This window comes from Enterococcus sp. HY326, assembly GCF_026157065.1.
GTDB lineage: Bacteria > Bacillota > Bacilli > Lactobacillales > Enterococcaceae > HY326.
This window is the reverse complement of the sequence record NZ_JANLGQ010000003.1, coordinates 429,702-441,002: the sequence shown is the minus strand read 5'-3', so window position 1 is coordinate 441,002 and position 11,301 is coordinate 429,702. Positions and strand designations below refer to the sequence as shown.

11 protein-coding genes and 1 pseudogene are annotated in these 11,301 nt (G+C 40.1%); 5 read left to right on the top strand and 7 right to left on the bottom strand.

Annotation, left to right across the window (positions count from 1 at the left end; all coding sequences use genetic code 11):
• Positions 1–26: 26 nt before the first annotated feature.
• Positions 27–776, top strand: a complete 750-nt coding sequence (locus ORH16_RS09900) for a helix-turn-helix domain-containing protein (RefSeq protein WP_265458461.1) — start codon at positions 27–29, stop codon at positions 774–776.
• A gap of 46 nt (positions 777–822) precedes the next feature.
• Here the strand turns inward: ORH16_RS09900 and ORH16_RS09895 are convergent, their stop codons facing one another.
• Positions 823–1,692: a class II fructose-bisphosphate aldolase gene (locus ORH16_RS09895; RefSeq protein ID WP_265458459.1), complete on the bottom strand. Its 870-nt coding sequence runs from the start codon at positions 1,690–1,692 to the stop codon at positions 823–825.
• Positions 1,693–1,973: 281 nt separating this feature from the next.
• Here ORH16_RS09895 and ORH16_RS09890 point away from each other — a divergent pair, with 281 nt between their 5' ends.
• Together ORH16_RS09890 and ORH16_RS09885 are read left to right on the top strand one after the other, a co-directional pair.
• Positions 1,974–2,831, top strand: a complete 858-nt coding sequence (locus ORH16_RS09890; protein ID WP_265458457.1) for an AraC family transcriptional regulator — start codon at positions 1,974–1,976, stop codon at positions 2,829–2,831.
• Positions 2,832–3,190: 359 nt separating this feature from the next.
• Positions 3,191–3,742: pseudogene (locus ORH16_RS09885) on the top strand (sugar O-acetyltransferase); the annotation flags it as partial.
• 278 nt (positions 3,743–4,020) lie between these two features.
• Here ORH16_RS09885 and ORH16_RS09880 read toward each other — a convergent pair.
• Positions 4,021–4,674, bottom strand: coding sequence for an HAD hydrolase-like protein (locus ORH16_RS09880; protein ID WP_265458453.1), 654 nt, complete (start codon positions 4,672–4,674; stop codon positions 4,021–4,023).
• 185 nt (positions 4,675–4,859) lie between these two features.
• Between ORH16_RS09880 and ORH16_RS09875 the strand changes: the two genes are divergently transcribed.
• Positions 4,860–5,834 (top strand): ring-cleaving dioxygenase, encoded by a 975-nt coding sequence (locus tag ORH16_RS09875; RefSeq protein WP_265458451.1) that lies wholly within the window; start codon positions 4,860–4,862, stop codon positions 5,832–5,834.
• Positions 5,835–6,052: 218 nt separating this feature from the next.
• Positions 6,053–6,673: a flavin reductase family protein gene (locus ORH16_RS09870; protein WP_265458450.1), complete on the top strand. Its 621-nt coding sequence runs from the start codon at positions 6,053–6,055 to the stop codon at positions 6,671–6,673.
• A gap of 225 nt (positions 6,674–6,898) precedes the next feature.
• Here the strand turns inward: ORH16_RS09870 and ORH16_RS09865 are convergent, their stop codons facing one another.
• From ORH16_RS09865 to nagA, 5 genes are all read right to left on the bottom strand, one after another.
• Complete coding sequence (locus tag ORH16_RS09865) at positions 6,899–7,474, bottom strand: hypothetical protein (protein ID WP_265458760.1); 576 nt, start codon at positions 7,472–7,474, stop codon at positions 6,899–6,901.
• Positions 7,475–7,735: 261 nt separating this feature from the next.
• The gene (gene rsmA, locus ORH16_RS09860) at positions 7,736–8,623 is read right to left on the bottom strand and encodes a 16S rRNA (adenine(1518)-N(6)/adenine(1519)-N(6))-dimethyltransferase RsmA (RefSeq protein WP_265458448.1); all 888 of its coding nucleotides are present in this window, start codon (positions 8,621–8,623) and stop codon (positions 7,736–7,738) included.
• Positions 8,620–9,207, bottom strand: coding sequence for a ribonuclease M5 (gene rnmV / locus ORH16_RS09855; RefSeq protein WP_265458446.1), 588 nt, complete (start codon positions 9,205–9,207; stop codon positions 8,620–8,622). The genes rsmA and rnmV overlap by 4 nt, the downstream gene beginning before the upstream one ends.
• Positions 9,200–9,973: a TatD family hydrolase gene (locus ORH16_RS09850; protein ID WP_265458445.1), complete on the bottom strand. Its 774-nt coding sequence runs from the start codon at positions 9,971–9,973 to the stop codon at positions 9,200–9,202. The genes rnmV and ORH16_RS09850 overlap by 8 nt, the downstream gene beginning before the upstream one ends.
• 161 nt (positions 9,974–10,134) lie before the next feature.
• Complete coding sequence (gene nagA / locus ORH16_RS09845) at positions 10,135–11,286, bottom strand: N-acetylglucosamine-6-phosphate deacetylase (RefSeq protein WP_265458444.1); 1,152 nt, start codon at positions 11,284–11,286, stop codon at positions 10,135–10,137.
• Positions 11,287–11,301 lie beyond the last annotated feature (15 nt).

The following is an 11,301-nucleotide window of genomic DNA, read 5'->3' as shown; positions in this document are numbered from 1 at the left end:
AGCTAAACTTGTAGGGAGGGGATTTTATGGAGCTTAGTCAACTATTAAAAAATTATCGCAAACAAAATTGTTTGACCCAGCAGCAAGTCGCCACAAAACTTTTTGTTACAACGCAAGCTGTTTCGAAATGGGAGTTGGGGCAATCTGTTCCGAATGTGGATAATTTATTGGCGCTGTCAGATTTATACAATATCTCAATAGATGAGCTAGTGCAAGGCAGCCCTTTTTTTAAAAAGCCGTATCGCATCGGTAAACGCTATCAAAAACAAAATAGCCTGCTGCTAATTGGTTATTGTCTGCTTTTTGCGCTTATTATCAGTCAGATGGTCGGCAATTTCTTGATGAATTTTTTGATTGCTCTCGTGGTACTCTTGCTTCTGATGCTACCAATAGCTTTCACTGACTATTGGGTTATTGAACAAAGTGGCATTTCTGTGGCTACCTATTCAAAAAAGCCGTTAGGAAAAATCAAACAACTGCTTAAACAAAAACCTGAGATAAATTTCATTGGGTACCAAAATCTCCAAGAAGTCACCTTGCTTTACCGGCGAAAAATCCGTACTTCACCCTTTGACTTTGGGCCAGATAGCTTCACGCTGTCTTTGATTAGTGGCGATAAAAAATTTCCTTTAAATTTGGAGATGCCTGTGAAGGAATTCTTACCGCAATTTGCCGCTTTTTTAGAGCGGCAAAACATCCCCGTAATCGATCAGCAAAAACTTATTTCCAGTATTGTAAGCGGCGAAAATTTATTTCAACAGTTTAATTCAAAATAAAAAACTGCCCATCACTGGACAGTTTTTTTATTCATCGAAAATTTAATTATGCTTTACCAGCAGAACCGAACCAGTCGATATGTTCTTCAGCATCTTTAACGATTGCTGCAACACCTGGTGCTAATAATTTACGAGGGTCAAAGCCTTTGCCTTCTAAATCTTTGCCAGCTTCAATGTATTCACGAGTAGCTTTAGCAAATGATAATTGGAATTCAGTATTCACGTTAACTTTAGAGACACCCATTGAAATTGCTTTTTGGATTTGTTCTTTAGGAATACCTGAGCCACCGTGTAATACTAGAGGTACATCATGACCAACTGCATCAGCAATTGCTTGTAAGTGGTCAAATGCTAAACCTTTCCAGTTTGCAGGGTAAACACCGTGGATATTACCGATACCACATGCTAAGTAGTCGATACCAGTTGCGACCATTTGTTTACATTCTTCGATATCTGCTAATTCACCAGCGCCGATGATACCATCTTCTTCACCGCCGATAGAACCAACTTCACATTCTACAGAAACGCCTTTAGCGTGAGCTTTTTCTACAACATCTTTAGCTAATTTCAAGTTTTCTTCGAATGGTAAATGAGAACCATCGAACATAACTGAAGTGTAGCCAACTTCGATACATTCTAAAGCAGCTTCGTAGTCACCGTGATCTAAGTGAATCGCAACTGGAACAGTGATGTTCATTGATTCAACTAAATCAGTTACTAAGTCTTTAGCCAATTTGTAGCCGCCCATATATTTAGCAGCACCCATTGAAGTTTGGATTAAAACAGGTGTTTTCTTAGCTTCCGCAGCTTTCAAAATCGCTTGCGTCCATTCTAAGTTGTTGGTGTTAAATCCACCTACGGCATATCCACCTTTACGAGCAGCTTGTAAAAATTCAGCTCCTGATACTACTGGCATAATAATATTCCTCCTAGTTTTAAATAAACTTTGTTTTTTGTCGGACCTTGTCCAACCAACGTTTATATTCTATCAGACATTAAGGTACTTTTCTACTAAAAACACGTTTTATTGGAAATTTCACAAGGCCTTACATATTTTTCACAAAGATTTTCTCACCTGAAGGCTTTTCCTACTTGAAAAGCTCCTAAAACCTGTGTCAAAATAAAGAGGTAAAGTTTTTTCACAACCTTTAAACTATAGACATACCAAAACGATTGGTAAATAACTGAGGTGGCAAAATGGATTGGTTAACACAACTAAATTTAAGTTTAGCTTATTTGGAAGAAAATCTAACGGAAACAGTCTCGATTGATGAGGCAGCCAAGATTGCCCGCTGTTCGACTTATCATTATCAGCGGATGTTTTCTTATATGGCGGATGTTTCTTTAGGAGAATATTTGCGGCGGCGCAAAATGAGTCTGGCTGGTGTCGATTTGCAGCACGGCGCCAAAGTAATCGATGTTGCATTGAAATACGGCTACGATTCCCCGACTGCTTTTAATCGGGCCTTCAAAAGTATTCACGGCATCACCCCGCAGGCCGCTAAACAAAACGGAGCCGTTTTAGTGAGTTATCCCCAGTTAAATTTTGCCATCCAAATCAGAGGAGTCGAAAAAATGGAATATCAAATCATCGAAAAATCAAGTTTTACCGTCACGGGGCCAAGTTTGACCTTAGACAAAGACATGGAGAAAAGTCAGCGACTCATTCCTGAATTTTGGAATGAAACTAGTCAAGCAGGCGCACTGGAAAAACTTTTTCCTTTGATGGGCCAAGATGTGCCGGGAGTTTTAGGTGTTAGTTACATGACTGAAATGAATGCAGAAAAATGGGAGTATGTCATTGGAGTTGCCACTGATCAAAAAGTTGCTGATTTTAAATCCTTTGAGATTCCAGCAGCTACATGGGCTGTTTTTTCTGGTACGGGTACGATGCCGACTTCCATTCAAGAACTGCAAAAAAGAATTTACACCGAATGGCTGCCAACCTCAGGCTATGAGTATGCCAATCTACCAGACATTGAAGTCTATTTAAATGCAGACCCTCAGAATGCCGAATTCCAAGTTTGGTTTCCTGTTAAACCTAAGAGCAAATAATTCTGGGAAAACCTTTAAAAAAAGTTAGTTTAATTTTTATTCTACTCAATACTTGCGGGGATTTAGTTTTTAGCTAAATCCTCGCAGGTTTTTTTTCTTGAAAATTTTTATTGAAAGCCAGGTACCAAACAAGTATCAGCGAAGTAGCTCTCGAAACTATTCTAAAAAATTCAGCAAATTTTAAAATTGGTTTTCCAGTATTTCAGCTGTTGGCGTTACAAAGCTCATTCTCAGCAAATTAACTTAGTAAGAGGTATAGCGATACAGACACGTTGGTTTTGACTGTCTATCGTCAAAAAAATCATCCCGTCCTCACACTATTCCGCTATAATAAAACTAATAAAAATTGGAGGAATAAAATGAAAACTGAAAAAGAAAAGATGATTTCTGGTGAATTTTATGAAGCGTGGGAGACAACCCTAGTGGTCGATCGACAAAAGGCCAAAGAAAAAATGGCCGCCATCAACAGTGAAAAAAATGAAGCTTTGCGCAACCAGCTTGTCAAAGAAGCCTTTGGTAGCTCAAAAGGCGCTGTCCATGTTGAAGCCAATGTTGCCTTTGACTATGGCTATAATATTCATGTGGGAGAAAATTTTTACGCCAATTTTAATTGTACATTTTTAGATGGTGGTCCGATTACGATTGGTGACAATTGCATGCTCGCCCCAAACGTGCAGTTATATACTGCGGCTCACCCGTTAAATCCGCAGGAGCGCAACGATGGGATTGAATTTACCAAAGCCATAACTATTGGCGACAATGTCTGGATTGGTGGCGGCGCCATCATCGTGCCTGGTGTTACTTTAGGTAACAATGTTGTAGTAGCAGCTGGCGCTGTTGTGACAAAATCATTCCCAGACAATGTCGTTCTCGGTGGCAATCCAGCTCGGGTGATTAAAGAAATTGAAAAATGATTTTAAAGAAAAATGAAAAGCCAGCAATGGTTTGCACTAGGGAGTCGTTCAGTTCTAAAGCATTTTTATTTAGCTCGCATTTAAAAAAGGACTCCTGAAATAATTTCAAAAAAACTACAAGTTTCTTTTAGAAGATTCAAATTTTTGAAGCTCTGTCACTCCCCGCTACTATCTTAGCCATCTTAAATGTGAAAACCAAAATTCCAGTTATTGAACCAAATAAAATGCCCTTCAACCATTAACTTAGTTGAGGGGCATTTTGGTTTGCTAGTGAACTAACTAAATTTTTGAAAAATTCCAATTAAATCTGTTGGTTTTTCAGCTAACCATTTTGCTCCGGCTGAACTTAGTTCTTCCAGGTCGCCAAAGCCATAAAGAACACCGACTGCTGACATATTATTTTCTCCAGCCCCCAGAATATCATGGGAGCGATCACCTACCATGATAACTTCCTTTGGATTTGTTTGGCCTAATTCAGCTAAGCCATAGTGGATAACATCGGCCTTTGCGACCCGCTGACTTTCTAAGTCTGCCCCAAAAATTCCAGAGAAATACTTGGCCAAGTCAGTTGTCTGAATAATTTGCTTGGCAAAAATTTCGGGCTTGGAGGTGGCAACCGATAGCTGATAATTTTCTTTTAATTGTGCTAAGACTTCGGGAATTCCCTGATAAACAAATAATTCCTTCATTCCTTGATCGGTATAATATTCCCGATAGGCCTGAACCATTTCCTGCCCTTGCGCTTCAGTCAGCTGATAGTTTTCCATAAAAGACGCTAGCAGAGGTGGGCCAACATAGCCCCGCAATTCAGTCAAGCTTGGCTCTGGATAATCAAATTTCTTTATGGCATAACGCACCGAATTGAAAATCCCTTCGCTTGAATCCGTCAAGGTACCGTCTAAATCAAAAAAAATCCGTTTAATCGTCATTGCTCCAGCTCCTTAATTTTCCAAATAGATTGTTGCCTTTATTATTTGCTATCCAAAAAAATTTGTCAAAGCCTATTTGTTTGTCAAAAAGAGTAAAAACCTTTATACTTACTTTTAGTAAGAACAGGTTCTGGTTGAGGCAACTCAAAGTGGGCACCTTAAAACAACTCAGGAGGAATTTTAAAATGGATACACAAATTAGAGGATTACACCATGTAACAGCAATGACTAGCAGTGCCGAAAAAATTTATCGCTTCTTTACTGATATTTTAGGGCTGCGGATGATTAAAAAAACGGTCAACCAAGATGATATTGCAACTTATCATTTGTATTTTACCGATGACGCTGGTTCTGCCGGCACTGATATGACGTTTTTTGACTTTCCAAATATTCCTAAAGGCACGAAAGGCACGAATACAATTTCTCGGACTTCCTTTAGAGTACCTAGCGATGCCTCATTAGAATATTGGCTCAATCGTTTCAATGAAAAAAATGTAGAACACGGTGAAGTTAAAGAACGCTTCCGGAAAAAATATTTTGAATTTGAAGACTTCGATAACCAACGCTACCAATTAATTTCCGATGAAAAAAATGTCGGTGTAGCTGGCGGAACTCCTTGGAAAAATTCAAATGTGCCAGCAGAACATTCAATCATTGGCTTAGGACCAGCTTTCGTCACTGTCCAAAATCTTAAACACATGCGTCTAGTTTTAGAAGATGTTTTAGGCTTTAAAGCAACCGGCCAAGACGGTGATTTTTATCAATTTGAAATTGGCGAAGGCGGCAATGGTGCTACCATTATTGTGGAGCATCGGGAAGACCTGCCATTAGCCGGCGAAGGCTTTGGTAATGTTCATCATTTAGCTTTGCGGGTAGCCGATGTTGAAGCCCTACAATTTTGGATTCAAAAAATCAATGAATTGGAATTTCCAAACTCAGGCTTTGTTGAACGCTTCTATTTTGAATCAGAATACTTTATGGCCGCACCTGGTGTCTTGTTTGAATTGGCAACCGACGGCCCTGGCTTCCTAGAAGATGAAACTTATGAACACGCCGGTGAAATTCTTTCATTGCCGCCATTTTTAGAACCAAAACGTCAAGAAATTGAAGACTTTGTGCGCCCTTTTGATACCTCAGATGCCAATCAAAAACGTGCTTAATTTAATTAGTATTGCTAAAATAGGGTTGCCGCAGCCATTCTTTGGTTTTTGGCGACCCTATTGTTTACTGAGAAAAAATATTTTTCATAGTGCAAATAAGTGCGACATTTTTCAAATAAGGAAGTTGTGGATTTTCTAAAAGAACTAGTAGTGAATGAAGCAAATTAACAGGAATAATATTAACAAATTTTGATTACTTAGCTAGGAGGCGCAACAGGATGATTCATTTTAAAGCGGCAGATTTAACCACCAAACAGATTTACAAATTCCTAACGGGCAGTATTATTCCCCGGCCAATTGCTTGGTTAACCACCCACAATAAAAAAAATGGCGTTGTAAATGCGGCCCCCTTTAGTTATTTCAATGTCGTGGCTAAAGAAGTCGCTTTAGTCAGCGTATCAATCAATCGGAAAAACGGGCAGCTGAAGGATAGCGCCCGCAACTTATTGGACAATGGCCAAACGGTGATTCATTTAGTCAATGATGCCGTCTTAGAAAGCATGAATCAAACAGCGGCCAGCCTTGAAAGCGAGCAAAGTGAATTGGATAATTTAGAGCTTGAATTAACTGACAGCAGAGCCATTCAAGTGCCGGCCATTGCTGACGCTCAAATTCGCATGGAAGCCGTTGTCCATCAATATCTCCCAATCAAAGATCACGAGGGTGAAATCATCAGTGATTTATTTATCTTAGAAATTTTAGAATTTCACTTTGATGAGGCTATCTTTGACGAAAAAAATCAATATATCTTACCCGAAGCGTTTCAGCCGGTTTCCCGTCTCGCCGGGAATTTTTATGGTCACTTAAGCAATATTATTGAAATAGAGCGACCACAATAATTCTTTGTATTTTTAAAAAAATGCTTGCGACCTCCAGCACAATTACTAGAGAATTTAGGTCGCTATGCTAAGATATTTGTATAGTATAAAACTTTCTTTTTCAGCCGATGACAAAGTTTGGCAAATCTGACGACCGCAGATTTCATTTTATACTCCTACCCTTTTTTGATAGTAAAAGAAAAGACCAAAGTCTGCGCAGACTTTGGTCTTTTCACATTATGCGTTTTAGACACTCGGAACTTTTTTCAAATCAGGCGTTTCAGTTTTCGCTAAAGCCTTGGCTTTTGTAAAAACAGGAATATCAATTTGTTTGCTGAGAAGATTAGCCACAAAGTAAGCAATGTTGTAATCCACTAGGCTATGAACAAAACCGCCAACTCCCAATAAAACAAATACCGTGTAGAAAAATCCTTGCGTGTAATAAACCTCTGGCATATTTCCGCCAAAGAAAAAGACACTGACAACCACCATCTCCACTGCCGCATGAATAATGCCTAAAATCACGTTATAGCTTTGAAATTTCCAATTAAACAAAGTAAAGCGGCCATTTGTCATTAAAATGCCGGGATTTTTTTGTAGGTAAAGCGAGCCGATAATCGCAAAAACTAAATGGGATAATGCTCTTAATGCCACAACTAATGGCAGTGAGACAAAGAAGCCAAAAGCCGTTCCTAAAGCTACAGCCACAGCCACAGCCGGTGAAATAAACATTGCAATAAATAATGGCACATGGCTAGCTAATGTAAAAGATGCTGGTCCGATAACAATCTTTGGCATAACCATTGGAATAATAATACCCATCGCAATCAACAAAGCCGCAATGGTTAACTGACGTACAGAATTTTTGGTTTTCACACTTTTTCCTCCTTCTGCTGTTGCAGAAATAATCAATTTAAAAACTAAAAGGTGTCATGACAGATTCGAATTGTCTTAAGTGTATAGATTTTCCGATTATGTGTCAAGACACCAAGCAACTTTTTCTGAAATTTATTTTGAAAATAATTTCATGAAAAAAAACAATCTCTAGGCTAAACACTTTAGAGATTGGTTCCTGAAAATTTTTTATTTATCTGTTGGCTTCAATGCCTCCATCGCATTACTTAACTCTGCAAATTCTGATAAAGAGAGAGTCTCGCCACGGCGTTGTGGATCAATAGCCGCCTCCGCTAAACTTTTTGCCAGCCATTCTTTTGTGGCTGGCTCTTTGCCAAAGGTCTGTTGCAAATTATTCCATAAGGTTTTGCGACGGGACTGAAAGGCCGCCTTGGTCAATTTGAAAAATTCTTTTTCATTGCTGACAGTCACTGCCGGCTGCTCACGCCGCACTAATTTTAAAATAGCAGAGTCCACATTGGGCTGTGGCATGAAAACTGTTTTCGGGACGATAAAAGCTAAGCTAGCTTCCATGTAATACTGTACAGCAATACTCAAGGAGCCGTAAGCTTTTGTCTCCGGCTGAGCAGAAATTCGATCTGCCACTTCCTTTTGCATCATCACGACCATCTCGCTGACTTTAATCTCAGATTCCAAAAAGTGCATCATAATCGGCGTTGTGATGTAGTACGGCAGATTCGCTACGACTTTAAGCGGTAGAACCTCTTTAAATAATTTAACCTTCTCCGGTAAATTGGTCTTCAAAATATCTTCGTTAATCACGGTCACATTCGGGTATGGCGCTAGAGTATCCGCCAAAACTGGAATTAGCCGCTCATCAATTTCAAAGGCTAATACCTCTTTAGCTGAGCGAGCTAATTGCTCCGTTAAGGCCCCGATACCCGGGCCAACTTCAATGACGTTAGTTTCGTAATTAATGTTAGCTGTCTCGACAATTTTCCGTAAAATATTCGGCTCGGTTAAAAAATTTTGTCCCAGACTTTTCTTAAAGGAAAAGCCGTGTTCTTCAAGAATTTCACGGGTTCTTGAAGGTGTCGCAATATCTCGTTGACTCAAATTAATTCCTCCACTTGTTTCATCGCAACCGCCAATTCCTTGGGGGTGATGCGAAACATTCGTAACCTTTTTTCTAGTTGTTTGCCATTCGTATAACCAATTCGCAAAATTTCTCCGAGACGTTCCCGCCGTTCCTTGGCTTTATCGCCGGCTATCAGACCAAACTCCAGCAAATCATTTTTGGAAATTATCGGATAGTTCAGCTGTTCTGCCTCTTCAGCCGCTGTCAAAGGCGTACTTACGCTCTTCAGCGCTTCTAAAATGGCATTGTCACTGGCGTGTTCTACGCCTAAGCTCTTGTAAGAGCCCTTCATCGGTGCTGCATCCCGCCTTGCCAAAAAGGCGTGCTTGGCATCCGGCACTACTTCCATAATTTTCTTGCGAATTTTTTCACCGGAAAAATCTGGATCTGTAAAAACAATCACGCCCCGTGTTTCTTGGGCATGTTCAATTTGTTCTAAAATAGCATCATTAATCGCAGATCCAATGGTTTCAATCGTATCAGCCACCACAACTTCCTGCAGTCTTCTCGTATCGTCTTTGCCCTCTACAACAATAATTTCTTCAATAATTGGTTTAGTCATTAGCGATACCAAAAAGCTTGTGGGCATTTTGTCGGGTCATTTCAGCTACTTCGTCAAAAGGAATTTCCCGCAGCTCAGCAATTTTTTCCACCGTGTAACGAGTATAACCTGGCTCATTGCGCTTGCCACGATAAGGAACCGGCGCCAAATATGGGGCATCTGTTTCAACTAGCAGTTTATCTAGTGGCACAATTTTAGCAGCCTCCTGCACTTCTAATGCCTTCTTGAAGGTCACGACACCGCTAAAGGAGATATGCATTCCCAAATCAAGAAATTTTTTCGCCCATTCTCCATCACCGCTGAAGCTGTGCATAATTCCACCGATTGCTTGAACCTCCTCATCCTGCAATACACGATAAGTATCCTCAATCGCATCCCGCATATGAATGCTAATCGGCAACCCGAATTCTTTTGCAATCGCAATTTGCCGGCGAAAAACTTTTTCTTGAACTTCCTTTGGATCTTCCATCCAATAATAATCCAAACCAATTTCACCGAGGGCAACCACCTTGGGCAAAGTCAATTTTTCCAGCAAATCTTTTTCAATACTTTCTGAATAGCTGCCAGCCTCAGTTGGATGCCAACCAATAATGCTATAAATATCTGAATATTCAGCACTTAACGCCAGCGATTTTGCAATCGTGGGCGTATCAAAACCAACCACCGCCATTTCAGTCACGCCAAGCTCCTTAGCCCGAGCGATTGTTTCTGGAATGTCTTCGTTAAATTGTTCTGCATTTAAATGTGTATGTGAATCAAAAATCACTGTAAATCCCTCCATGGAACACCTTACGACAAGGCTCCGTTAATCCTTATCCACTTTAGCACATTTTGCTAAAAAGCTAAACCTAAAATGCTGGTGATTAGGAAAAGTTAGCAATCAAAAAGGCTGTGATGGTTTTGAATACATCACAACCTTTAAAAAAATTATTTTTTATAGACGGATTGTCCGTTCAAATAGGTTTCTTTCAATTCTACTGCAGGAGTAATCACGATAAAATCAGCTTCATGGCCTTTTTGAATACTGCCGCATTGATTTTCAATCCCCACACTGACAGCAGGTACATAAGATGCCATGCGAATGGCTTCTTCAACTGAAGTCAGGTCCCACTTGATAACATTTTTTACACCTTGGAATAATTCGAGAATACTGCCAGCTAAACTATCGCCATCTTTCAAGCGAGCAGCCCCATCTTTCACAATAACTGGAAATTCTCCTAAAATATATTCTCCTTCAGGCATTCCTCCTGCCCGCATACAATCGGTGATTAAAGCAACTTTATCTGGTGATTTACTTCTAATAAGAGCTTTAGCAGCGGCTGGATGCACATGATGCCCATCGCAGATTAATTCTGCCACGGTCTCTTGAGTTGCCATTGCTGTTCCAACCATCGCCGGTTCCCGGTGATTCAAACCGCTCATACCATTATACGTGTGAACAAAAATATCTGCACCGGCATAGACAGCCGCCCGTGCTTGCTCATAACTAGCATCACTATGACCTAAAGCGACATGCACACCTTCTTTAGTAACGGCTTCGATAAATTCAGTTGTACCTTCCCGCTCAGGAGCCAAGGCGATTTTTTTTATCAGACCCTTCGCTAAAGTTTGCCACTCATGGAAAACTTCTAAATTAGGATCGCTAAAATATCCAGGATTTTGGGCGCCTTTATGTTTTTCGGTAAAGAAGGGACCTTCAAAGAAAATGCCCTGAATTTTTGCACCGTTGACTTCTTGATAATGCTCACCAATTGTACGACTAACATTTTTTAGTGTCTCACGATCAGAGGTTAAGGTCGTCGGTAAAAATGATGTAACCCCACAGCTTAACAGGCCTTCAGACATGATTTTTATTCCTTCAAAATCATTGTCCATGACATCGTGGCCTTTATAGCCATGAATATGAGTATCAACTAGACCAGGAGCAATCCAACTAGTTCCATAATCCCTTACCTCCCAGTCGCCTTTTGGCAGCTCAGGAAAATAAGTACCAAAACAGCCATCGACAATCTCCAGATAACCGCCAGTAACCATTCCGCCTCTTAAAAAGAACCGTTCGGCTTGAATCAGGTAATGCATATTCTCATCCTCTTT

Excerpts from the sequence above, each read along its gene's own strand:
- ORH16_RS09900 (WP_265458461.1), top strand. The coding sequence starts at position 27 with ATGGAGCTTAGTCAACTATTAAAAAATTATCGCAAACAAAATTGTTTG.
- ORH16_RS09895 (WP_265458459.1), bottom strand. The coding sequence starts at position 1,692 with ATGCCAGTAGTATCAGGAGCTGAATTTTTACAAGCTGCTCGTAAAGGT.
- ORH16_RS09890 (WP_265458457.1), top strand. The coding sequence starts at position 1,974 with ATGGATTGGTTAACACAACTAAATTTAAGTTTAGCTTATTTGGAAGAA.
- ORH16_RS09880 (WP_265458453.1), bottom strand. The coding sequence starts at position 4,674 with ATGACGATTAAACGGATTTTTTTTGATTTAGACGGTACCTTGACGGAT.
- ORH16_RS09875 (WP_265458451.1), top strand. The coding sequence starts at position 4,860 with ATGGATACACAAATTAGAGGATTACACCATGTAACAGCAATGACTAGC.
- ORH16_RS09870 (WP_265458450.1), top strand. The coding sequence starts at position 6,053 with ATGATTCATTTTAAAGCGGCAGATTTAACCACCAAACAGATTTACAAA.
- ORH16_RS09865 (WP_265458760.1), bottom strand. The coding sequence starts at position 7,474 with ATGGGTATTATTATTCCAATGGTTATGCCAAAGATTGTTATCGGACCA.
- rnmV (WP_265458446.1), bottom strand. The coding sequence starts at position 9,207 with ATGACTAAACCAATTATTGAAGAAATTATTGTTGTAGAGGGCAAAGAC.
- nagA (WP_265458444.1), bottom strand. The coding sequence starts at position 11,286 with ATGCATTACCTGATTCAAGCCGAACGGTTCTTTTTAAGAGGCGGAATG.